This is a genomic window from Streptomyces sp. NBC_00620 (assembly GCF_026341825.1).
Lineage (GTDB): Bacteria > Actinomycetota > Actinomycetes > Streptomycetales > Streptomycetaceae > Streptomyces.
The window spans coordinates 571,633-592,945 of record NZ_JAPENY010000003.1 but is presented as its reverse complement, the minus strand read 5'-3'; the positions used below and the strand labels follow the sequence as shown (position 1 = coordinate 592,945).

At 71.3% G+C, this 21,313-nt stretch carries 20 protein-coding genes; 8 read left to right on the top strand and 12 right to left on the bottom strand.

Annotated features, from left to right (window positions below):
* Positions 1 to 17: 17 nt before the first annotated feature.
* A complete protein-coding gene (locus OG246_RS34030; RefSeq protein ID WP_266472274.1) occupies positions 18 to 1,424 on the bottom strand; it encodes a glycoside hydrolase family 43 protein in 1,407 nt (468 codons plus the stop codon).
* Between the two features lie 269 nt (positions 1,425 to 1,693).
* Here OG246_RS34030 and OG246_RS34025 point away from each other — a divergent pair, with 269 nt between their 5' ends.
* Positions 1,694 to 2,191: a hypothetical protein gene (locus OG246_RS34025; protein WP_266472270.1), complete on the top strand. Its 498-nt coding sequence runs from the start codon at positions 1,694 to 1,696 to the stop codon at positions 2,189 to 2,191.
* Between the two features lie 33 nt (positions 2,192 to 2,224).
* Here OG246_RS34025 and OG246_RS34020 read toward each other — a convergent pair whose 3' ends face one another.
* The 5 genes from OG246_RS34020 to egtA form a co-directional block, all read right to left on the bottom strand.
* Complete coding sequence (locus OG246_RS34020) at positions 2,225 to 2,440, bottom strand: dodecin (RefSeq protein WP_266472267.1); 216 nt, start codon at positions 2,438 to 2,440, stop codon at positions 2,225 to 2,227.
* Between the two features lie 113 nt (positions 2,441 to 2,553).
* On the bottom strand, positions 2,554 to 3,516 hold the full coding sequence (egtD, locus tag OG246_RS34015; protein WP_266472265.1) for an L-histidine N(alpha)-methyltransferase: 963 nt from the start codon (positions 3,514 to 3,516) through the stop codon (positions 2,554 to 2,556).
* On the bottom strand, positions 3,513 to 4,304 hold the full coding sequence (gene egtC, locus OG246_RS34010) for an ergothioneine biosynthesis protein EgtC (RefSeq protein WP_266472262.1): 792 nt from the start codon (positions 4,302 to 4,304) through the stop codon (positions 3,513 to 3,515). The genes egtD and egtC overlap by 4 nt, the downstream gene beginning before the upstream one ends.
* Complete coding sequence (gene egtB / locus OG246_RS34005; RefSeq protein ID WP_266472259.1) at positions 4,304 to 5,644, bottom strand: ergothioneine biosynthesis protein EgtB; 1,341 nt, start codon at positions 5,642 to 5,644, stop codon at positions 4,304 to 4,306. Before egtB ends, egtC begins: the two co-directional genes overlap by 1 nt.
* Entirely contained in the window at positions 5,641 to 7,011 is a 1,371-nt protein-coding gene (gene egtA, locus OG246_RS34000; protein WP_266472255.1) for an ergothioneine biosynthesis glutamate--cysteine ligase EgtA, read from the bottom strand. The genes egtB and egtA overlap by 4 nt, the downstream gene beginning before the upstream one ends.
* A 257-nt stretch (positions 7,012 to 7,268) precedes the next feature.
* Between egtA and OG246_RS33995 the strand changes: the two genes are divergently transcribed.
* The gene (locus tag OG246_RS33995) at positions 7,269 to 8,099 is read left to right on the top strand and encodes a TIGR02452 family protein (protein WP_266472251.1); all 831 of its coding nucleotides are present in this window, start codon (positions 7,269 to 7,271) and stop codon (positions 8,097 to 8,099) included.
* Positions 8,100 to 8,184: 85 nt separating this feature from the next.
* Here OG246_RS33995 and OG246_RS33990 read toward each other — a convergent pair whose 3' ends face one another.
* The 4 genes from OG246_RS33990 to OG246_RS33975 form a co-directional block, all read right to left on the bottom strand.
* The gene (locus tag OG246_RS33990) at positions 8,185 to 8,631 is read right to left on the bottom strand and encodes a type II toxin-antitoxin system PemK/MazF family toxin (protein WP_266472248.1); all 447 of its coding nucleotides are present in this window, start codon (positions 8,629 to 8,631) and stop codon (positions 8,185 to 8,187) included.
* Positions 8,632 to 8,690: 59 nt separating this feature from the next.
* Positions 8,691 to 10,181, bottom strand: a complete 1,491-nt coding sequence (locus OG246_RS33985) for a flotillin family protein (protein ID WP_266472246.1) — start codon at positions 10,179 to 10,181, stop codon at positions 8,691 to 8,693.
* A 178-nt stretch (positions 10,182 to 10,359) separates the two neighbouring features.
* Entirely contained in the window at positions 10,360 to 10,584 is a 225-nt protein-coding gene (locus tag OG246_RS33980) for a hypothetical protein (RefSeq protein WP_266472245.1), read from the bottom strand.
* Between the two features lie 47 nt (positions 10,585 to 10,631).
* On the bottom strand, positions 10,632 to 12,056 hold the full coding sequence (locus OG246_RS33975) for an amidase (protein ID WP_266472241.1): 1,425 nt from the start codon (positions 12,054 to 12,056) through the stop codon (positions 10,632 to 10,634).
* 169 nt (positions 12,057 to 12,225) lie between these two features.
* On the opposite strand from OG246_RS33975, the gene OG246_RS33970 reads away from it, so the two are divergent.
* The 3 genes from OG246_RS33970 to OG246_RS33960 are packed head-to-tail and all read left to right on the top strand — an operon-like array spanning position 12,226 to position 15,962.
* Positions 12,226 to 13,260 carry a LacI family DNA-binding transcriptional regulator gene (locus OG246_RS33970; RefSeq protein ID WP_266472239.1) on the top strand — a complete coding sequence of 345 codons (1,035 nt, stop codon included), beginning with the start codon at positions 12,226 to 12,228 and terminating at the stop codon, positions 13,258 to 13,260.
* A 47-nt stretch (positions 13,261 to 13,307) separates the two neighbouring features.
* Positions 13,308 to 14,486: a 4-hydroxybenzoate 3-monooxygenase gene (locus OG246_RS33965; protein ID WP_266472236.1), complete on the top strand. Its 1,179-nt coding sequence runs from the start codon at positions 13,308 to 13,310 to the stop codon at positions 14,484 to 14,486.
* A 39-nt stretch (positions 14,487 to 14,525) separates the two neighbouring features.
* Positions 14,526 to 15,962, top strand: coding sequence for a benzaldehyde dehydrogenase (locus OG246_RS33960; protein ID WP_266472234.1), 1,437 nt, complete (start codon positions 14,526 to 14,528; stop codon positions 15,960 to 15,962).
* 9 nt (positions 15,963 to 15,971) lie between these two features.
* Here OG246_RS33960 and trxA read toward each other — a convergent pair whose 3' ends face one another.
* Complete coding sequence (gene trxA, locus OG246_RS33955) at positions 15,972 to 16,448, bottom strand: thioredoxin (RefSeq protein WP_266472232.1); 477 nt, start codon at positions 16,446 to 16,448, stop codon at positions 15,972 to 15,974.
* A gap of 21 nt (positions 16,449 to 16,469) precedes the next feature.
* Between trxA and OG246_RS33950 the strand changes: the two genes are divergently transcribed.
* Positions 16,470 to 17,903 (top strand): NAD(P)/FAD-dependent oxidoreductase, encoded by a 1,434-nt coding sequence (locus tag OG246_RS33950; protein ID WP_266472230.1) that lies wholly within the window; start codon positions 16,470 to 16,472, stop codon positions 17,901 to 17,903.
* A 62-nt stretch (positions 17,904 to 17,965) separates the two neighbouring features.
* On the opposite strand, the gene OG246_RS33945 is transcribed toward OG246_RS33950, so the two are convergent.
* Positions 17,966 to 18,622 carry a peptide deformylase gene (locus OG246_RS33945; RefSeq protein WP_266472228.1) on the bottom strand — a complete coding sequence of 219 codons (657 nt, stop codon included), beginning with the start codon at positions 18,620 to 18,622 and terminating at the stop codon, positions 17,966 to 17,968.
* Positions 18,623 to 18,824: 202 nt separating this feature from the next.
* Here OG246_RS33945 and OG246_RS33940 point away from each other — a divergent pair, with 202 nt between their 5' ends.
* Both OG246_RS33940 and OG246_RS33935 read left to right on the top strand, forming a co-directional pair.
* Complete coding sequence (locus OG246_RS33940) at positions 18,825 to 20,204, top strand: PepSY domain-containing protein (protein WP_266472226.1); 1,380 nt, start codon at positions 18,825 to 18,827, stop codon at positions 20,202 to 20,204.
* 377 nt (positions 20,205 to 20,581) lie between these two features.
* Positions 20,582 to 21,307 (top strand): dienelactone hydrolase family protein, encoded by a 726-nt coding sequence (locus tag OG246_RS33935; protein ID WP_266472224.1) that lies wholly within the window; start codon positions 20,582 to 20,584, stop codon positions 21,305 to 21,307.
* Positions 21,308 to 21,313 lie beyond the last annotated feature (6 nt).

The window sequence follows — 21,313 nt, the reverse complement described above, 5'->3', positions numbered from 1 at the left end:
CTCTCTCGCGGTGTCGGTCATGCCCAGGCGGTGACGGGGACGAAGGAGCTGTCCTGGCGGAACAGGTCGGTGCCGGCCGTCAGGTCCACACGGAGCTGGTAGTTGTAGTGGCGCAGGAAGTAGCCCGGGTAGTTGTACGACTCCAGGCGGACGGCGCCGCTCGTCGCACTGGACCTTGCGATGAACGTGGCGTCCTTGGCGAACGTCGAGGTGCCGTCGTTCGCGTCGAAGCGGGCGCGGAAGTCCCAGTGGCGCAGGTAGTTGCCGGCCGCGTCCCGGAAGGAGTAGCCGTTCGCGTCGGCGAGGCCCGCCACGATGGTGAAGGTGGACGCCTGCTTCTCCGCGGTCGTGCTGGAGCTGGTCACCACGGGGAGGTTGAGCAGGGCGGACTGCTCCTGCCAGTGGCGGGTGGTGTAGTTGCCCGACCGGAAGGAGCGGGTGACGCCGGTCGGCAGGGTCGCGCCGCCGGAGACCGTCTCCCTGATCACGGTGAAGTGGCGGGCGGTGCCGGAGATGACAGGCAGGGCCTTCGGGGCGCTCCAGGTGGCGAAGGTGTCGTAGCTGTCGCTGAAGTAGTAACTGCCGTCGCCGTAGCCGTCGAAGAAGATGCGCCAGCCGCCGTTGTCGAGCTGGACCAGGGCCGGACCCTCTCGAGTGCCGCCCCAGCCCGCCCAGTTGCCCGTCCTGCTGATCGTGTACGTGCCGGTGAGGCTGGAGGCGGTGGCGTACTCGATGTACTTCGTCGTCTCGTTCTTCGTGAACGCGTGATAGGTGGAGCCGATCTTCACGATGAACGTGTCGATGTGGTTGGCGCCGATGCCGGACAGCGCGACGGGTGAACTCCACGACGTGAGCGCGGAGTTGGTGGCCTTCAGTAGATAGGGCGTGAAGATCCACTCGTCGCTGGTGACCGAGCAGGACACGATGATGTTCACGCTGCCGTCGCTGTCGACGAACCACTCGGGCGCCCACGCACGCGAGAGGTTGGCGATCGGGACCGTGTAGTCGTACAGGAACGTCCAGTTGAGCCGGTCGGAGCTGCGGGCGAAGCCGATGGTGGTGCTGGTGTCCTGCCAGGTGTGCGTGGTGTAGGTGATGTAGTAGTAGCCGTCGGTGTGCCGGAAGACGCTGGCGTCGCGGATGCGGTTGCTGGGCGGCGTGTACGCGGATGCCTTGAGGAGTCTGAAGTCGGTCGCGTCGTCGGACTCGTAGACGTTGACGGTGCCGTCGTTGCTGTTGAGGAACGGCACGATGGTGTAGCGGGTGGCGTAGCCACGGGCGGGTGCCGCCGCGGCGGTGCCGACAAGACCGGGCAGTTCGCTCAGGATGAGGGCACCGGCGGGCAGGGCGACCATCGCGCGCAGGAGGCTCCGGCGGGACGGCGAGCGGGGGACTGCGGGCGCGGCTGGGTCCGGTGTGTTCATGGGCGGCTCTCCCGTGGGGATGAGGAAGTGACGTCTGTCGAGCGGGGGCGACGCGGAGACCTGCGCATTCCGATGAGCCGGGCGATGGTGTCCCTCCGCCGCCCTGCTCTGGTTCGAAATTCCGAACGTTGTACGACATGCTGTGCGAGGCAATACGGTAAGGGCTTGCTGCTGCTGTGAACAGTGCCCGCGGAGACGGAAGTTGTACGTGTTCACGCGGGGGATCGGCTGCCACGGCGCGCCGAGCGCGGCGGGCGCTGTTTAGGCTGATGGGCGTGGAGCAGAAGAGCAGCAGACCACTCGCCGTGTACGACCTGGACGGCACACTCGCGGACTCCGCGCATCGGCAGCATTTCCTGGAGCGTCAGCCGCGGGACTGGGCCGCGTTCTTCGCGGCGGCGCCGCAGGATCCGCCGCTCGCCGAGGGCGTGGCACTCGCGCTGAAGAGCGCGGAGGAGTGCGAGGTCGTCTACCTCACCGGCCGCCCCGAGCGGTGCCGACGCGACACGCTCGACTGGCTGGCCGCACAGGGGCTGCCTGAGGGCCGCGTCTGGATGCGGCGCAACGACGACCGCAGGCCGGCCCGCCGCACCAAGCTGGAAATCCTCCGCAGGCTCGCCCGCGACCGCGAGATCCGCGTCCTCGTGGACGACGACGAGCTCGTCTGCGAGGACGCGGAGCGGGCGGGCTTCACGGTCGTACGGGCACGCTGGACCGGCGCGTCCGAGGCGCTGAAGGACGCGCAGGAGCGTGAGGGGCGAACCTGAGGCCCCCGCCGGCCTGGCGGCGGTGCTACGGGGTCAGGCGCCGTCCTCCAGGCGGAATCCGACCTTCAGGCCGACCTGGTAGTGCTCGATCTGCCCGTTCACGATCTGCCCCCTGACCTGCGTGACCTCGAACCAGTCCAGCCCGCGCAGGGTCTGCGAGGCGCGGGTGATGCCATTGCGAATGGCCTGGTCGACGCCCTCGTGGGAGGTGCCGACGATCTCGGTGACCCGGTACGTGTGGTCGGACATGCGGGTACTCCTCTCCGCCGTGGCGGGTGTGCCACGCGTCATTCCACGGTGCCCCACAGTGCGGCGGTCCGCGAGGTGTGGGGGCATACCGTGGATGACGTGAGCGCCCTCCGCTACCCGGCGGTGCTCAGCGAAAGCGCGAAACGGCCCTCCGTGTCCGTCCACCAGTGGGCCAACTCGAAGCCCGCCGCGGCCAGCTCGCCGCGTACGCCCTCCTCGCGGAACTTCGCCGAGATCTCGGTGCGCAGTTCCTCCCCGTCCGCGAAGTCGACGGCGAGGTCGAGGGCCGGGATCTTCACGGTCTGCTCGGCGCGCGAGCGCAACCGCATCTCGATCCACTCGTGCTCGCTGTCCCAGAGGGCGACGTGGTCGAACGCGTCAGGGTCGAAGTCGGCGCCCAGCTCGCGGTTGACGACGCTCAGCACGTTCTTGTTGAACGCGGCGGTCACTCCGGCCGTGTCGTCGTACGCGGTGACCAGGACCGACTCGTCCTTGACCAGGTCGGTGCCGAGCAGCAGCGCGTCGCCGGGCGACAGCAGGGCCCGTACGGACGACAGGAACGTGGCGCGCTCGGCGGGCAGCAGATTGCCGATCGTGCCGCCGAGGAACGCCACCAGCCGCGGCCCGGGAGTACCGGGAAGCGAGAGACCGCCGGTGAAGTCGGCGATCAGCGCGTGCACGCTGAGGTCCGGCTGCTCGGCGATCAGCGCCTGCCCTGCCTGGGTGAGGGCGGCCTCGCTGACGTCGACCGGCACGTACGTGTGCAGCCCCGGCAGCGCGTCGAGCAGATACCGCGTCTTCTCGGACGAGCCGGACCCCAGCTCGACCAGGGTGCGCGCACCGGTCGCCCCGGCGATCTCGGCGGCCCGGGCGATCAGGATCTCCCGCTCGGCCCGGGTGGGGTAGTACTCGGGCAGCTCGGTGATCTTCTCGAATAGCTCGCTGCCGTGCGCGTCGTAGAACCACTTCGGCGGCAGCGTTTTCGGGGTACGGGTGAGACCGTGCAGGACGTCGGCGCGCAGCGCGGCCTCCGTGGCGTCCTCGGCCAGGGTGCGGGTGAGAAGGAACGGGCTCACGTACGGGGCTCCTTCGAAGGTGCGGATGGCATGTGGTCGTGCGGGTCCTTCAGCGGGCTGAGCAGGACGTCGTCGCGGGTCGCCGACAGCAGCGTGCGGTCCGGCACCTCCTGCCAGCGCGGGTCCTCGTCGTAGGGCTCGGAGGCCACGACCGTGCGACGGCCGGGCTCGGTGAGGTACCAGAGGGTGTCGCCCCACGCCGTCGCGGTGATCGAATCGCCGTTGGTGAGGAGCAGGTTGAGCCGGGACCCGGGCGCCGCCTCGGCCACCTCGACGACCGTGTCGGCCAGCGCCTGGCTCTCGTCGTCGCCCTCGTGCAGCCGGTGCAGGAGCAGCGCCCATACGAGCGCCGAGTCGCAGCGCGCCTCCATCGACAGCAACTCCATCGCGGGCAGGCTCTGGACGAGCGGGGCCAGGGAGCGCGGCCACCCGAGGACGGCGCCGTTGTGACTGAACAGCCAGGGGCCCGCGGCGAACGGCGCCGCCGCGGCCTCCCCGTCGGCACCCGCGACGGTCGCGTCCCGGACCGCCGCGAGCAACGCGGTGGTCCGGACGACACGTGCCAGGTCGGCGAACGACTGGTCCCCCCAGATGGGCCCGGTACGGCGGTAGCGGGCGGGCAGAGGGTCTCCCTCGGCGTACCAACCCACCCCGAAACCATCGGCGTTGACCGTCCCGTGCCGTTGCCGCCGGGGTGCCCAGGACTGCCGGAACAGGCTGTGCGGCGGCTCCACGAGGAGTCTCCCGAGCGGTTCCTGGGTTCCCAGGTACGCCAGATGACGGCACATCAGGCATTCTCCGAGCGGGCGGTGCGGAACCCGGAGAAGATCTGCCGCCGGATCGGATAGTCCCAGTTGCGGAACGTCCCCCGGCAGGCCACCGCGTCCACCGCGAACGAACCGCCGCGCAGCACCTTGTACTCCGGGCCGAAGAACACCTCCGAGTACTCCTTGTACGGGAAGGCCGCGAACCCCGGGTAGGGCGACAGATCGCTCGACGTCCACTCCCACACGTCGCCGATCAACTGCCGTACACCGAGCGGTGATTCGCCGGCCGGATAGCTGCCCGCCGGCGCCGGACGCAGATGGCGCTGGCCCAGGTTGGCGTGCTCGGGGGCCGGGTCGGCGTCGCCCCACGGATAGCGCCTGGAGCGGCCGGACGCCGGGTCGTGCCGGGCCGCCTTCTCCCACTCGGCCTCGGTGGGCAGCCGCCGCCCCGCCCAGCGGGCGTACGCGTCGGCCTCGTACCAGCTGACGTGCAGCACGGGCTCGTCGGGCGGCACCACCTCGGTGACGCCGAAGCGGCGCCGCAGCCACTGCCCGCCTTCGTGACGCCAGAACAGCGGCGCCTCGATGCCGTGCGTCCGGATGTGGTCCCAGCCCTCCGGAGCCCACCAGCGGGCGGTGCCGTAGCCGCCGTCCGCGATGAAGGCCTGGTACGCGGCGTTCGTCACCGGTGTGGTGTCGATGAAGAACGACGGGACCGTACGTCGATGCGCGGGCCGCTCGTTGTCCAGCGCCCACGGCTCGGTGGACGTGCCCATCGTGAACGGGCCGCCGGGAACCAGGACTTCGGCGGGACCGGTGAACAGCGGGACGGGCGCGGGATCCGGCGCCGTCAGGGCCGCGGGTCCCTTGCGGAGCTGATGGGTGATCAGCATCGTCTCGTCGTGCTGCTGTTCATGCTGCGCGATCATCCCGAAGGCGAAGCCCGCTTCAGTCAGCCGGGTCCCGCCGAACGCGGTGCTCTCCAGGATGTCCAGCGCCCGCCCGCGCACCTCGGCGGCGTAATGGCGGGCTTCCCCGGGCGGCAGCAGCGGCAGCGAGGGCCGCTCGGCGCGCGAGTGCTCGAACGCGTCGTACAGCCCGTCGATCTCCGGCCGCATCGCCTCACGCCCCGCGACCGCGCGCAGCAGCCACAGCTCCTCCTGGTTGCCGATGTGCGCCAGGTCCCACACCAGCGGGGACATCAACGGCGAGTGCTGCGCGGTCAGTTCGGGCTCCTCGACGCACGAGGTGAGGAGCGCGGTGCGGTCGCGGGCCGTGGTCAGCGCGTCGAGGGCACGCTCCCTGAGCGACTCGGGATCCGTGAGCGATTCGGGGTCCGTGACTGATTCGGGGGCGGTCATGAGCCGATGTCCTTCCCTTGGAACTGACCGTGGAAGCGACCGTCGAGCCGGTCATGGAACCCGTCGCGGCGCTGACTGCGGGACGGGCCCTCGGACCGGTTGTGGGACCGGCCCTGGAGTTGGACGAGCAGATCGTCGGCGGGGCAGCGGCCCCGGGCCACGAAGCGGTCGGTGTACTCCGCGACGGCGTCCAGGACCTCGGTGGTGGCGCCCAGCCGGGGCAGGGCCTCGGCAGCCGCCGCGAAACAGATCACGGCGGCCTCACGCAGCTCGGGGTCGGTCAGACCGTGCCGCGCGGCGTCCTCCCACAGCGGATTGCGCGGAGCCGGCAGCGAACCCGCCCTCTCAGCAAGGGGCTTGACAGTTCGGTAGGCGAGCTCCGCGGCCTCCGGGTCGTCGAAGAGCGCCGTCGTCACGGCGAGCGGCACGATCCACCCGTCGTCGCCCGGCTGCGCGTCGATCATGCGCAGTTCCAGATGGCCGCGCGGTCGCACCGGCGGGAACAGCGTCGTCAGGTGATAGTCGAGGTCAGCCCGGTCCGGCGGATTGTCGGAGCGGGTCCACGCCCGGAAGCTCAGGTCCTCCGGTACGTCCCAGGGGCCGTCCGGCGCCCGTACGCACATCACCGGCGCGTCCAGGACACGCCTGGCCCAGGCGGCACGCGGCTCGGGACCCAGCGGGGGCGCGTTGGACCGCCCGGGGTCCATCGCCGCCCACAGCGACTGCCGCGTGGAGCGCCAGCCGGTGTGCCGTCCCCGGGCCATCGGGGAGTGGGCGAAAGCCGCCAGCAGGACCGCGCCGAGCTGGTGCGCCATCCACCAGCGGCGCCCGTGCCCGAGCGGGCCCGGCTCCTCGTACCCGGCGTCCAGGCACACCTGGACGGAGGCGGAAGTGCACATCATGGCGCGCCCCTCGGGACCCGTGCGGTCGAGGTACTGCTCCATGGCGTCGTACCGCGGCTCATGGAGGAAGCGGCTCGGGGGGTTCCAGGGATCCTGGCCGTAGCCAGTGAGGCCGAGATCCGCCTCGCGCAGTACCGCGCGTACGGCGTCGAGGTCGGCGGAGACGGACCCGATGCACTCCATCAGGGAGGCGGCGGGAAGGGAGCTGAGCTCCAGCTGTCCGCCGGGTTCGACGGTGAGCGCCGAACGCAGGGGCAGGGTCCGCAGTGCGGCGTAGGCCGCTTCCAGTCGTTCCGGTCTTACCGGGAGCCGCGGCAGCCGCAGCTCGTGGACGAGCCATTCCACTTCGACACCGATGAATCGAGGTGGTCCGGTCTTGAAGCAGATGCCTCGGACCAGCGCTTCCACCTCGGCCTCGGTGACGACGGAGCGGTGCTCCGTACAGTCACTCACCGAATCGGACATGTCGGGATCCTCCTGAGATTCCACCATGCCGCCGGCCCGCCGTCTGTAGGGCCGGACCGGCAATGCTCGTCCTACCCAAGACCACGCACGCCTGTTCGCACAAGGGTGCAGATCGTCGCTTTAAGGACCGGGAACCACTGTTTGCAAACCCAAGAAACTCTGTTGCGCAGCATGACCAGCATCGCTCACGATGCGTTCATGAGCACGACGGGGGAGATCGCGCGGGGCGCGTTCACGGAGCGTACGGGGGTCGCGCCGTGAGCGCGCGCCTGCGCGGGATCGCACAGCACACGGAGGAGATCGTCGCGGCCGGTTCGTACCGCGCGTCCGACGGGCGCACGGTGCCGATCGCCGCGGCGGTCGACACCGCCAGGGACGGCACGCGGATGTACGGCCCCGAGCCCGTGGAGATCTCCCCGGTCAGCCCTGTGGACACGACGTTCGAGGTCACGGGGGAGAGCAGCCTGGAGGCCGCCCGGCGGCTCGCGGGCGGGACGGACCCCGTCGCCGTCCTGAACTTCTCCTCGGCGCGCAATCCCGGCGGCGGCTATCTCAAGGGCGCGCAGGCCCAGGAAGAGGCCCTCTGCCGGGCCTCCGCGCTGTACACCTGCCTGCTGCGGGCCCGGCCGTTCTACGACCACCACCGCACCCACCGCGATCCGTTCTACACGGACCGTGTCATCCACTCACCCGCCGTGCCCGTCTTCCGCGACGACCGCGGGCGGCTCCTCGACGATCCCTACACGGCCGCATTCCTGACCGCCGCGGCACCCAACGCCGGAGTAGTCCTGCGCACCGCCCCGGAGCGCACACCGGAACTCCCACAAGCCCTGGCCGTACGCGCCGAGCGGGTCCTGGAGGTCGCCGCGGCCCACGACTACCGACGACTGGTGCTCGGCGCATGGGGCTGCGGTGTCTTCCAGAACGATCCGGCGCAGGTGGCGAGCGCCTTCCACGGCCTGCTGGTCAAGGGCCGCTTCGAGGGACACTTCGAGCACGTCGTGTTCGGGATCCTGGACCGCACGGCGGGTTCGGCGACGAGAGGCGCATTCGAGCGTACGTTTGAATCGCATTTCCGGGTTGGGTAACAGACTCAGGGGCGCGGGGCTGTGACATTTGCGGCTCCGCCGCGGGGCGCGACCAGCCACAACGCACCCGCAGTCGAAACACGGCCTACCGCCACCCATACCGTTCCTGCAACCGCCGCACAACGGAGTTGAACCGCATCCGGTCCAGCGCACAAGCCTCCCGCCGCATCCCCTCCTCATGCAGCCGCAGCACGCGATCCACATCCACCCACGAGTCCCGCCCGGTCCGATCCCACGGCCCGCTCCCGATCGGCACCCACTCGCGGTCACCGTCGTGCCGCTTGCTCGACAGCTGGACGGCGAGAAACGTCCCCTCGTCCTCCCGGGCGACAACGAGCACCGGACGGTCCTTGCCACGCCCGTCGTTCTCTTCGAAGGGCACCCACGTCCAGACGATCTCGCCGGGATCCGGGTCGCCGTCGTGCGCGGGGGAGTACTCCGTCCGCACCCGGCCCACCTCGCGGGGCTCGGCTTCGGTGGTCGCGGAGGGGCCGTAGCGGCCGGGAACGTCTTCATCGGTTGAGGCAGTCACGGGGTCACGTTACTTCGGGGGTACGGAAGCCAACTCCCGTACCCCCGAAGCTCACCGCCTCACGCCTTGTCCTGCTCCACCGGCACCCTCTCCGAACGCGGCGGCACAACGCCGTTGACCCCGGCCGTTGCACCGTCCGGCGCCGTACCGTTCTGGTTCATCGACGCGAGCAACTGCCGTGCCAGGCCGAGCCCCGTGCCGCCCATGGTGAGCGCCTTGGCGAACATGTCCGACATCCCGTCGGCGCCGTTGAGCAGCACCATGTGCTCGACGTTGCCGAAGGCGCTCGCTCCCGCCCGGACGATCTCCGGCCAGTTCTCCGCGAGTTGCTGGGCGACCACGGCCTCCTGGTTCTCGGCGAGGGCGGCGGCCCGCGCCTTGATGGCCTCGGCCTCCGCGAGACCCTGGGCACGCGTCGCCTCGGCGGCGGCGAGCCCCTTGGCCTGAGCTGCGGCGGCCTCGGCCTCACCGGTGGCCCGCGTCGCCGACGCGGCGGCCACGCCCCGCGCCTTCGTCGCCTCGGCCTCGGCGCCCGCGGCCGTCTTGACCCGGGTCGCCTCCGCCGCGGCAGCGAGCTCGGTCTCCTGGGCCTTGGCCTGCGCGGCGGAGATCCGCGCGTCACGCTCGGCCTCGGCCCTGGCCCGTGTCTCGTACGCCTTGGCGTCCGCCGGCTTGCGGACATCCGCCTGGAGCTGCTGCTCACGGCGCTGCGCCTCGAGTTCGGCGATGCGCGTCTCCTGTACGACGACGTCCTGCCGGGCGGCCGCATCCGCGAGCGGTCCGGCCTGCTGGGCCTTGGCGGCCGCCTTGTCGCGCTCGGCCTGGTAGCCGGCCTGGAGGATCTCGCTGTCCCGGGTCGCCTCCGACATCCGTGCCGCGGCCTTCTGTTCGGCCTCGGTGGCGAGCCGGTTCGCCTCGGCCTGCGCGATCCGCGCGTCGCGCTGTACGGCGGCGGCGTGCGGCATGGCCAGGTTCTTGATGTAGCCGGTCGGGTCCTCGATCTCGTGGATCTGCAGCGAGTCGACGATCAGACCCAGCTTCTCCATCTCGGTCCCGCAGGCGGCCCGGGTCTGGCCGGTCAGCTTCTCCCGGTCGCGGATCATGTCCTCGACGGTCAACCCGCCGACGATGGACCGCAGATGACCGGCGAACACGTTGTGCACCCGCTCCGACATCAGCTTCTGCTGGTCGAGGAAGCGGCGGCCCGCGTTGGCGATCGACACGAAGTCGTCGCCCACCTTGAAGATGACCACGCCCCGCACCTTGAGCGGAATGCCCTGATGGGTCACGCAGTCCACGTGCAGCTCGGTCTCGTTGAGGTCGAGCGAGATCTTGCGCACCGCCTGCACACCCGGCAGCACCAGCGTGCCGCGCCCCGTCACGATGCGGAATCCCATGCCTTCTTCAAGGCCTTCGGTCCGATGCTTCGAACCGGAAATGATCAGCGCTTCGTTGGGCTCAGCGACCCGCCACATGAGCTTGAAAACCACAACGATGAAGATCAGCGCGAGGACAACAGCCCCCGCCACGACGCCGACAACCATCGGCATACGCCCCCTTTGGATGGTGCCCTTTCGGCACCGAACGAAGGGAGTGTGCTCCTGCGCAAGGCCGGGGGACAGGCACTGACGAATCCTTGTTGCAATCTTGACGAATACGGCTCTCACCTGGGACGGCGCGTGCGCAGACGAGCTGGGGACGCGTTGATCGCCGTACGCCGCCCACTCGTCAACTGTCGTACGCCGCCGAGACGTACACGGTCCGCGGCGGCAGGTACTCCACGACCATCACCACCGTGCCCGTCTCGATACGGTCCTTGGCGGCGGCGGGATACGCGAGGAAGTGCTCGGCGCCGCCGCGTACCCGGACGATCACCTCGCCGACGAGCCCGGGCCCGACCGTGCCGGTGACCCGCCCCATCAACCCGACCATCGGCGCATCGTCCATGACCACAGACTACGGCCGGAATCCGCTGGTCACAGCGGCCCCGACGAACTCCTTTACACCGCAGGGGAGTCCACGACGGTCCCGTGGGGCGGCCACAGTTCGTGCCACCGCAGATCCGCCTCCAACTGGGCGGCCAGCGACACGAGCAGCGGCTCGCTGTTCGCCGGACCGAGCAGCTGGGCGCCGACCGGCAGAGCGTCGCCCACGAACCCCGCGGGCACGTTGACCCCGGGCCAGCCCAGCACGTTCCACGGCCACGCGAACGGACACGCGGCGATCATGGCCCGGTCGGTGCCCAGTCCGTTCAGGTTCACCATCGAGCCGATGAGGGGCGGGGGAGCGGCGGTCGTCGGGGCGAGCAGCACGTCGTACGTGTCGAAGAGCGCCCCGATCCGCCGGTGCAGCGTCGCCTCGGCCCGGCGGGCCACCCGCAGGGGTGCGCCGCCGAGTACGCGTCCCAGCCGGGCGGCGTCGCGGGTGCGCCGGTCGAGGAGGTCCTGCTGCGGCACGTCGCGTACCCGCTCGGCGAGACCGACCGTCGCGCGCGGGATGAACGACAGCCCGATCTGCCCGTACCGCGGCTCCGCCTCCTCCACCACGTGCCCGAGCTCCGCGAGCCGCTCCGCGAGCGCGAGGACCCGCTCCCGTACGGCGGGATCGAGCCGCGCGGGCAGCGCCGTGAACGGCGGTTTCAGCGACAGCGCGATCCGCAGCCGGCCCGGATCACGGCCCACCGCGTCCGACACGCGAAGCGTGGACGGGCGGTGCAGATCGCCGTCGTGGTTGCCGCTCGCCGCGTCCAGCAGGAGGGCCGCGTCCGCGACCGTGCGGGCGAGCGTCCCGTTGACCGTGATGCCCTGGAACGACTCCGGGCGCGGCCAGGTCGAGATCCGGCCACGCTGCGGTTTGATCCCGATCAGATGGGTCCAGGAGGCCGGGATGCGGACCGAGCCCGCGCCGTCCGAGCCCAGCGCCGCCGGGACCAGACCCGCCGCCACCGCCGCGGCCGAGCCTCCCGAGGAACCGCCCGGTGTGTGGTCGGCGTGCCAGGGGTTGCGGGTGGCTCCGAAGGCGGGCCCCTCTGTGAAGGGCCACTGCCCGAGCTCGCAGGTGTTGGTCTTGCCGATCACGATCGCGCCGGCCGCGCGCAGGCGGCGTACGGCCTCCCCGTCCTCGGCCTGGGCAGGGAATTCGCCCCGGCAGCCGAACGCGGTCGGCTCGCCCGCCACGTCCATGTCGTCCTTCACCGCCACCGGCACCCCGAGCAGCGGCAGCCGCACCCCGGCGGCCAGCTTCTTGTCCGCCGCGTCGGCCTCGGCGAGCGCCGCTTCGGCGCGCACCAGGCGGAAGGCGTTCAGGGAGGGCTGGGTCGCCTCAATGCGGGCCAGTGTCCGCTCGGCCATCTCGCGCGCGGTCACCTCGCCGTCGGCGAGGGAGCGAGCACTTTCAGCCAGGCCATGAGCACGGTCGGGAGCCAAGAGGGGCACCTCCGAAGCAGGTCGTGTACCGCACGGTAACCTCCGGACGGGCCATCCGGTACGGGATATCGAACATCCTTTGCGGAAGGGAGAGTTCCGGCCACCCGGGGGCGCCGGGCTCCCCCGGCGCAAAGCGGCGCGCCGTGCTTCTGCAAGGATGCGTGACGTCATGGTGCAGATACCGAAGCAGTCCGCTCCTCCATCGTCCGCACAACGACCCGTGCCGACGAGTGCCGATGTGGCGCGCCTGGCGGGCGTCTCCCGCGCGACCGTCTCGTACGTCCTGAACAACACCAGCGCCGTCCGGATCAGCGAACCCACCCGCCGCCGCGTCCACGAGGCGGCCAAGGAACTCGGGTACGTCCCGCACGCGGCTGCCCGCAGCCTGCGCGCCGGGCACAGCCGCATGGTTCTGATGCCGGCGCCCTCCGTGCCCGTGGGCCCGCTCTACAGCCAGTTCTTCAACGAGCTCCAGTGGGCTCTGGGCCGCCTCGACTACACCGTCGTGCAGTACGGCAGCGTAGGCCTGCAGGGCGACGAGGCCGCCCGCGCCTGGGCCGAGCTGCGGCCGGTCGCCGTCCTCGTGCCGGGCAGCGGGCTCGGCCCCGAGGGCGTGGGTGTCCTCAAGCGCTCCGGAGCCCGGGCCGTCGTCACGATGGGCCCCGAGCGCGTCGAGGGCGCGCACGCGCTGCTCATGGACCACGAGCGGGTCGGCCACTGCGCGGGCGTCCACCTCGCGGCGCGTGGCCGCCGTCGCATCGGTGTCGTGGTGCCCCAGGAAACGGGCCTGGAGATCTTCTCCAAGCCCCGCCTGGAAGGCGTACGGCGCGCTCTGCGGGGCACGGACGCCTCGGTGACCGAGCTGCCGCTCGCGTACGAGGAGGTGGCCGCCGCCCGGCTCGCGGCGAGCTGGCGCTCCCTCGATCTCGACGCCGTGTTCGCGTACAACGACGAGTACGCGATGCTGCTGACGCGTGCCCTCCAGGACGAGGGCATCGGAATCCCGGACGAGACGGCCGTCATCGGCGCCGACGACCTGATGCTCGGCCGGCTGCTGCGGCCCCGCCTGAGCACCGTCCACATCGAGCTGCCGTCCGGGCGTGACCTCGCCGAGCTGGTGGACCGCGCGGTGCGCGAGCCCGGCGCGGCGCCCGAAACGCACGAGGTACTGGGAGCGAGGGTCGTGCACCGCGAGTCGAGCTGAGAGAGGCTGGGACTGTTCCCCGGCCGGACCGGACACGGAGGCGCGTCATGCGGACCACGGTCGGCATCATCGGCGGCGGTCCCGCCGGGCTCCTGCTCGCCCGGCTGCTGCACCGGACGGGCGTCGACTGCGTCGTCCTGGAGAGCAGGACACGGGAGTACGCCGAGCAGCGCCAGCGCGCCGGAATGCTGGAGCAGGGCACGGTCGACGCGCTGCGCGAGTGCGACGCCGCCGACCGCCTGGACGCCGAGGGCCTGATCCACCACGGCATCGAGCTGCGCTTCGACCGCGAGCGCCACCACATCGACTTCCCCGCGCTCACCGGCGGCCGCACCGTCACGATCTACGCCCAGACGGAGATCGTGAAGGATCTCATCGCCTTTCAACTCGCCGACGGGCCACCGCTGTTGTTCGAGGCCGAGGCGATCGCCATCGAGAAGCCGGACAGCGACGCACCCGTCGTGCGCTTCGTGCACGAGGGGCGCGAGCAGACCCTGAGCTGCGACTACGTGGTGGGCTGCGACGGCTCGCACGGCATCGCGCGCGACGCGTTCCCGGACGGGGCGAGCCACACGTACGCGCACGAGTACCCGTACTCCTGGCTCGGGATCCTCGCCGATGTGCCGCCCTCCTGCGAGGAGTTGATCTACGCACGCGGCGACAGGGGCTTCGCCCTGCACAGCATGCGCTCGCCGTCGGTGTCGCGGCTGTACCTCCAGGTTCCGAACGGCACCGCAGCCGCCGACTGGCCCGACGAGCGCATCTGGGACGAGCTCGCGGCACGCTTCGCCATCGACGGCGACTGGCGCCTCGAGCGCGGCCCCGTCACGTCCAAGTCCGTGACGTCGATGCGGAGTTACGTCCACGAGCCGATGCGCTACGGACGGCTGTTCCTCGCCGGGGACGCCGCCCACATCGTGCCGCCGACCGGCGCCAAGGGGCTCAACCTCGCGGTGTCCGACGTCCGGGTGCTGGCACGCGGCTTCGCGGCGCTGCACCGCACGGGATCGGCCCAACTCCTGGACCGCTACTCGGAGTTGTGCCTCGACCGGGTGTGGCAGGCCACACGTTTCTCGTACGACATGACTAGGATGTTGCACGCTCAACCAGATGGGGATGTCTTCGACCACCGGGTGCAGCTCGCACGACTGCGCCGGATCACGGCATCCCGCCACGCGGCAGCCGAACTGGCCGCGAACTACACGGGATTACCCCTCTCACTGTGAGTGTCCCGCTGGTGATCAGTGATCGATCGGAGAGCCGTCATGCCGCTGCTCGACCCCAAGACCTGGCAGTCCCGCACGCTGTCGGGCGGTGAGTACACCGTCACCGAGCCCGCCACCGGCGAGGGGCTCGGTACCGTCACGCTCGCCACCGCCGAGGACATCTCGACGGCCGCGCGCACCGCCCGTGCCGCCCAGTCCGACTGGGCCAGGGCCCCGCACTTCGTCCGCGCCGCCGTGCTGCGCAGGGCCGGCGACCTCTTCGCCGCACACGCCGACGAACTGCGCGACTGGATCGTCCGCGAGTCCGGCTCCATCCCCGGCAAGGCCGACTTCGAACTGCACGTCGCCGCTCAGGAGTGCTATGAGGCAGCCGCGCTCGCCTCGCGCCCGACCGGCCAGATCCTGCCGTCGGAGGTTCCGCGTCTGTCGTACACACGGCGTGTCCCGGTCGGCGTGGTAGGGGTCATCGCCCCCTTCAACGCCCCGCTGATCCTCTCGATCCGCTCCGTGGCCCCGGCGCTCGCGCTCGGCAACGGCGTCGTCCTGAAGCCGGACCCGCGCACCGCCGTCTGCGGCGGCCTCGCGCTCGCCGCCGTCTTCGCGGAGGCGGGCCTCCCGGACGGCCTGCTGCACGTACTCCCCGGCGGTCCCGAGGCCGGTCAGGCGCTGGTAGCCGACCCGCAGGTGCCGGTGATCTCGTTCACGGGGTCGACTGCCGCCGGGCGCGCGGTGGGTGAGGCCGCGGGCCGTCAACTCAAGCGCGTGCACCTGGAGTTGGGCGGAAACTCCGCACTGATCGTCCTGGCCGACGCCGATATCGACGCGGTGATCTCCACGGCCGCCTGGGGTTCGTTCTTCCACCAGGGCCAGATCTGCATGACGACCGGCCGCCACCTCGTCCACGCCTCGCTCTACGAGGAGTACGTCGAGCGGCTCGCCGCCAAGGCCGACTCGCTCGCCGTCGGTGACCCGCACCGCGAGCAGGTGCACCTGGGGCCGATTATCGACAGCGCCCAACTGGCCAAGATCCAGGGGCTGGTGGAGTCCAGCACCGCACGCGGGGCGAAGCTGGCGGCGGGCGGCACGCACGAGAAGCTGTTCTACCGGCCGACGGTCCTTGCCGGAGTCGACGACTCGACCCCCGCGTACGCGGAGGAGGTCTTCGGCCCGGTCGCGCCGGTACGTTCCTTCGCGGACGTCGACGAGGCCGCCGCTCTCGCCTCAGCGGGACCGTACGGCCTCTCCCTGGGCATCGTCACCAGGGACACCGCGCGCGGCCTCGACCTCGCCGAGCGCATCCCCACCGGCATCGCCCACATCAACGACCAGACCGTCAACGACGAGGCCGTCGCGCCCTTCGGCGGGATCGCGTCCTCCGGCACCGGCGCCCGCTTCGGCGGTGAGGCCAACCTGGAGGCCTTCACCGACGTGCGCTGGACGACGGTGCGCGGGGATGTGGCGGCGTACCCGTTCTGAGCGGGGGACTTACTGGCCGGCCTGGGCCTGCTGCTCGGCGACGGACTTGCGGACCTCGTCCATGTCCAGCTTGCGGGCCTGGCCGATGACGTCGTCCAGAGCGGCCTGGGGCAGCGCACCGGGCTGGGCGAAGATCGCGACCTGGTCGCGGACGATCATCAGCGTCGGAATCGACTGGATGTCGAAGGCGGCGGCCAGTTCGGGCTGCGCCTCCGTGTCGACCTTGGCGAACACCAGGTCCGGGTTGGCCTCGGCCGCCTTCTCGTAGACCGGCGCGAACTGACGGCACGGCCCGCACCAGGACGCCCAGAAGTCGATCAGGACGAACTCGTTGTCCGTGACCGTCTGGTCGAAGTTCTCCTTGGTGAGTTCCACGGTGCTGCTCATGCGTGTCTCCCTCTTTCTCGTGTCCGGGTCATGCCGGTTCGCACAACGCCGCCTGCCGGTGCCGTATTCCGCCTGCCTACCCGTGTGGCCACGGCGCACACGAGGAACCAGACTGACCCCATGACGGAAACGGAATCCATCGCGTACGACGTCGTGGTGCTCGGCGCCGGGCCCGTGGGGGAGAACGTCGCGGACCGCGCCCGCGCGGCAGGCCTCTCCACCGCGATCGTGGAGAGCGAACTGGTCGGCGGCGAGTGCTCCTACTGGGCCTGCATGCCCAGCAAGGCCCTGCTGCGCCCGGTCATCGCCCGCGCCGACGCCCGCCGCGTGCCCGGCCTCAGCCAGGCCGTGCAGGGCCCCCTCGACGCCGCCGCGGTCCTCGCCCACCGCGACTACTTCACCTCCCACTGGAAGGACGACGGCCAGGTCGGCTGGCTGGACGGCATCGGCGCCGACCTGTACCGCGGACACGGGCGGCTCGACGGACCGCGCACGGTGACGGTCGAGGGGCCCGACGGCGAGCGGCACGTGCTGACCGCCCGGCACGCGGTCGCCGTGTGCACCGGCACCCGCGCCCTGCTCCCCGACCTGCCGGGACTCGCCCAGGTCAAGCCCTGGACCAGCCGCGAGGCCACCAGCGCGCAGGCCGTGCCCGGCCGGCTCGTCGTGGTCGGCGGCGGTGTGGTCGCCGTCGAGATGGCCACCGCCTGGCAGGCCCTCGGCTCCCAGGTCACCGTCCTGGTCCGCGGCAAGGGACTGCTGCCCCGCATGGAACCCTTCGCCGGGGAGCTGGTGGCCGAGGGACTGGCGGAGGCGGGGGCGGACGTGCGCACCGGCACCTCGGTCTCCGCGGTGACGCGCGAGGGCTCGACCGTGGTGGTCCTGACGGACACCGGCGACCGCCTGGAGGCCGACGAGATCCTCTTCGCGACCGGCCGCGCGCCCCACACCGACGACATAGGCCTCGACACGATCGGCCTGGAAGCGGGCTCCTGGCTCGACGTCGACGACAGCCTCCGGGTCACCGGCAGCGAGTGGCTGTACGCGGTCGGCGACGTCAACCACCGTGCGCTCCTCACCCACCAGGGCAAGTACCAGGCCCGGATCGCGGGCGCCGCCATCGCCGCCCGCGCGGCCGGCGTACCGCTCCTGGAGACGGACCCGTGGGGCGCTCATGCCGCGACCGCCGACCACGCGGCCGTCCCGCAGGTCGTCTTCACCGATCCGGAGGCCGCCGCCGTGGGCCTCTCCCTCGCCGAGGCCGAACAGGCGGGCCACCGTGTCCGGGTCGTGGACGTCGAGATGTCCTCGGCGGCGGGCGCGGGCCTGTACGCCGATGGCTATCGGGGCAAGGCCCGCATGATCGTCGACGTCAACCGCGAAGTCCTCCTCGGCGTCACCTTCGTCGGCCCGGGCGTCGGCGAACTGATCCACTCGGCGACCGTCGCCGTCGCCGGCGAGGTGCCCATCGGACGCCTGTGGCACGCGGTGCCGTCCTATCCGACGCTGAGCGAGGTGTGGCTGCGGCTGCTGGAGGCGTACCGGGACGTGTGACGCGGACCTGGCGAGGGTGTTCCGCCGGACCGGTGTGGCACCCTCGCTGAGGGTGACACGTCTCAGCCGGGCAGCGTGAAGCCGAGGGCCGCGGCCGCCTCCTCCGGCGTCGGCTGCCCCCAGCGCTCCGCCATCGCCTGGTTCGAGGACAGCGAGCGGGTCTCCGCCAGGTCGAGATAGAGCACACCGTCCAGATGGTCCGTCTCGTGCTGGACGATCCGCGCGGGCCAGCCCGTGAACACCTCGTCGACCGCGCGGCCCTCCTCGTCCAGCGCACGCAGCCGCACCTCGGTGTGCCGGGGCACCACGGCCTGCCAGCCCGGCACACTCAGGCAGCCCTCGAAGAACACCGCCCGCTCCGCGCCGATCCCCTCGTACGACGGATTGACCAGCACCCGGAACGGCTGCGGCACCCGCCCGCGCACCAGCCGCACCTCCTCCGACACCGGCGCCGGGTCCTCGATGACAGCGAGCCGCAGCGGTACACCGACCTGCGGTGCCGCGAGGCCGACACCCGGCGCCGCGTGCATCGTCGCGCGCAGGGCGGCGACGAAACGGGCCAGCAGCCCCGGAGCCAACTGGCCGTCGAACGGCTCGGCGGCACGACGCAGCACCGGGTCACCCGCGGCGACGATCGGCAACGGGCCTTCGTGGGCGAGAAGTTCCTCGACCTGGTCGCTCAGGGGACGGGAGGTGCTGTGGTCACGTTCGGATGCCATCGCGCCAGGATGTCAAGCGGGCCCGCGCGGTGCGAGGCGGCGCCAGGGGAGTGCCGCACCTTCCCGAATGTGACGCACGCCACGTCCATGCCCGGGAACTCGACGCCTCCGGGTCCCGACTACTGGACTGCCACCGGTGAAGGGAGCCCACTCCCGGCCCGCGGCCCGTTTCCGTCCCCTGCACGACCGGAGAACCCCGCCGATGTCCACCGCTCCCCCGACCACGACGGACCAGTCCCCGCAGTCCGTCTCCCCGGCACCCACCCGAAAAACCTGGTCCTCACTTCGCCCCCTGGTGCTCCGCCTGCACTTCTACGCCGGAGTGCTCGTCGCCCCCTTCCTGCTGGTCGCCGCAGCGACCGGCTTCCTGTACGCCGCCTCCTTCCAGGCCGAGAAGATCATCTACTCCCACGAGCTGACCGTCCCGGTCGGCGACAAGAAGCTGGCACTGTCCGACCAGGTGGCCGCCGCCCGCAAGGCCCACCCGGAGGGCACGGTCTCGGCCGTACGCCCCTCACCCGAGGCGGATGCGACGACCCGGGTGATGATCTCGGGAGCCCCGGGCATCGACGCCGACCACACCCTCGCGGTCTTCGTCGACCCGTACACCGCGAAGGTGCGCGGCGCTCTGGAGCAGTACGGCTCCACGGGCGCGCTCCCGGTGCGGACCTGGATCGACGAGTTCCACCGTGACCTGCACCTCGGCGACAACGGCCGCCTCTACAGCGAACTCGCCGCCAGCTGGCTGTGGGTGATCGCGAGCGGCGGCCTCGGGCTGTGGTTCGCCCGCCGCCGCTCGCAGCGCAAGGTCCGCGGGACGAGCGGGCGCCGCCGCACCCTGGGACTGCACGGCACGGTGGGCGTCTGGGCGGCCGCCGGCTTCATCTTCCTCTCGGCGACCGGCCTGACCTGGTCGACGTACGCCGGGGCGAACATCGACGTCCTCAGGACCTCGCTCGGTCAGTCGACCCCCTCGGTCTCGGCGGCGGCTGGCGAGCACGCGGAACACGACGCCGCGGCCGGAACGGGCGAGACGGAGAGTGGAGCGGGGGTCGACGAGATCCTCGCCGCCGCCCGCGCCAAGGGCCTCGGCGACCCGGTCGAGATCATCCCGCCCGCCGACGCCTCCTCCACGTACGTCGTCAAGCAGGTCCAGCGCAGCTGGCCCACGAAGCAGGACGCGGTGGCCGTCGACCCGACGACCGCCGAGGTCACCGACGAACTCCGCTTCGCCGACTACCCCGTGCTCGCCAAGCTGACCCGCTGGGGCATCGACGCCCACACCGGCGTCCTCTTCGGCCTCGTCAACCAGATCGTGCTGATGGCCCTCACGGGCTCGCTGATCCTCCTGATCGTCCTGGGCTACCGCATGTGGTGGCTGCGCGGCCGCGCCTCCGCGTTCGGCCGACCCATCCCACGGGGTGCCTGGGCACAGGTCCCGCCACAGATCCTGGTCCCGGCCATGGCAACCATCGCCGTACTCGGCTACTTCGTCCCACTGCTCGGCATCCCGCTGGCGGTGTTCATCGCCGTGGACGTACTGCTCGGCGAGGTCGCGCACCGGCGGGGGAAGCGGGCGTAGTTCAGCCCGTCCGGCGTTTGAGGACGAGGCCGTTCAGGCCGAACGGGGGTCTGGGGGCGGAGCCCCCAGGTACGGGAAGGGCAGGGGCGGAGGGGGCGAAAAAACCGCCCCAACCCCCAACCCCCACCGGCAGGTTGCCCCGCAGCGCCGCGTCGCGCCCCGCAGGCGAGTGGCTCCGTGGCAACCGTCCACGGAGCCTCCGCAAAAACCCGTTGGCGGACCACGGCGACCACTGCTACTTTTCCGGAGGCCGTGCGAGAGAACGAGGAGGTGGTACCCGTGAACACAGTATCGACATGGGTGCTCTCCTCCGGGGTCACGGTCGGGCGATAGGTCGTCCGGGAGCGCCGCTCTGCGCCCTCCCGAAAGGCACGACCATGCAATTCACTTCCGAACAACGCCTCGACGACGGCGTCCTCGAACGCGAATTCACCCTCGGCGAGACCCCTGGCACCCTGTGGACGCCTGAATCCGCCGCCCCGGCCCCGCTGATCCTGATGTCCCACAACAACGGCCTGCCCAAGGCGGATCCCCGGCTGGTGGCCCGGGCCCGGTACACCGCGGCGCGCGGCTACGCGGTGGCCACCATCGACGCCGCCGGGTGCGGTGACCGTCCCCGTTCCGCCGCCGACGAGCAGGCCCGCGCCGACCTCCGGCGGGCGATGCAGGCCGGCGAGCCGGTCGACGAGATCTTCGAGTCCTTCATCGGCCCGCTGGTCGAAAACGCGGTCCCGGAATGGCAGACCACGCTGGACGCCCTCCTTGAACTGCCGGAGATCGGCGGCCCGGTCGGGTACTCCGGGGGGTGGACCGCCCTCGGCATCCGCCTTGCGGTGGTCGAGCCACGCATCGCGGCCGCAGGCTTCTTCGCCGGGGGGTACGTGCCCCGTGCCCAGCGTGAGGAGGCCCGGCAGGTCACCATTCCGCTCCTGTTCCTGCTGCAGTGGGACGACGAAGGGAACCCCCGGCAACGGGCCCTGGACCTGTTCAACGCCTTCGGCAGCAAGGAGAAGACGCTGCACGCAAATCTGGGAGGGCACACCGGCACCCCGTGGTTCGAGCTGGAGGACGGGTGCCGGTTCCTGGACCGCCACCTGAAGTGAGGCCGG

Coding starts and splice junctions, on each gene's coding strand:
- OG246_RS34030 (WP_266472274.1), bottom strand. CDS start 1,424: ATGAACACACCGGACCCAGCCGCGCCCGCAGTCCCCCGCTCGCCGTCC.
- OG246_RS34025 (WP_266472270.1), top strand. CDS start 1,694: ATGGGCGTGGAGCAGAAGAGCAGCAGACCACTCGCCGTGTACGACCTG.
- OG246_RS34020 (WP_266472267.1), bottom strand. CDS start 2,440: ATGTCCGACCACACGTACCGGGTCACCGAGATCGTCGGCACCTCCCAC.
- egtC (WP_266472262.1), bottom strand. CDS start 4,304: ATGTGCCGTCATCTGGCGTACCTGGGAACCCAGGAACCGCTCGGGAGA.
- egtB (WP_266472259.1), bottom strand. CDS start 5,644: ATGACCGCCCCCGAATCAGTCACGGACCCCGAATCGCTCACGGATCCC.
- egtA (WP_266472255.1), bottom strand. CDS start 7,011: ATGTCCGATTCGGTGAGTGACTGTACGGAGCACCGCTCCGTCGTCACC.
- OG246_RS33985 (WP_266472246.1), bottom strand. CDS start 10,181: ATGCCGATGGTTGTCGGCGTCGTGGCGGGGGCTGTTGTCCTCGCGCTG.
- OG246_RS33970 (WP_266472239.1), top strand. CDS start 12,226: ATGGTGCAGATACCGAAGCAGTCCGCTCCTCCATCGTCCGCACAACGA.
- OG246_RS33965 (WP_266472236.1), top strand. CDS start 13,308: ATGCGGACCACGGTCGGCATCATCGGCGGCGGTCCCGCCGGGCTCCTG.
- OG246_RS33960 (WP_266472234.1), top strand. CDS start 14,526: ATGCCGCTGCTCGACCCCAAGACCTGGCAGTCCCGCACGCTGTCGGGC.
- OG246_RS33950 (WP_266472230.1), top strand. CDS start 16,470: ATGACGGAAACGGAATCCATCGCGTACGACGTCGTGGTGCTCGGCGCC.
- OG246_RS33945 (WP_266472228.1), bottom strand. CDS start 18,622: ATGGCATCCGAACGTGACCACAGCACCTCCCGTCCCCTGAGCGACCAG.
- OG246_RS33940 (WP_266472226.1), top strand. CDS start 18,825: ATGTCCACCGCTCCCCCGACCACGACGGACCAGTCCCCGCAGTCCGTC.
- OG246_RS33935 (WP_266472224.1), top strand. CDS start 20,582: ATGCAATTCACTTCCGAACAACGCCTCGACGACGGCGTCCTCGAACGC.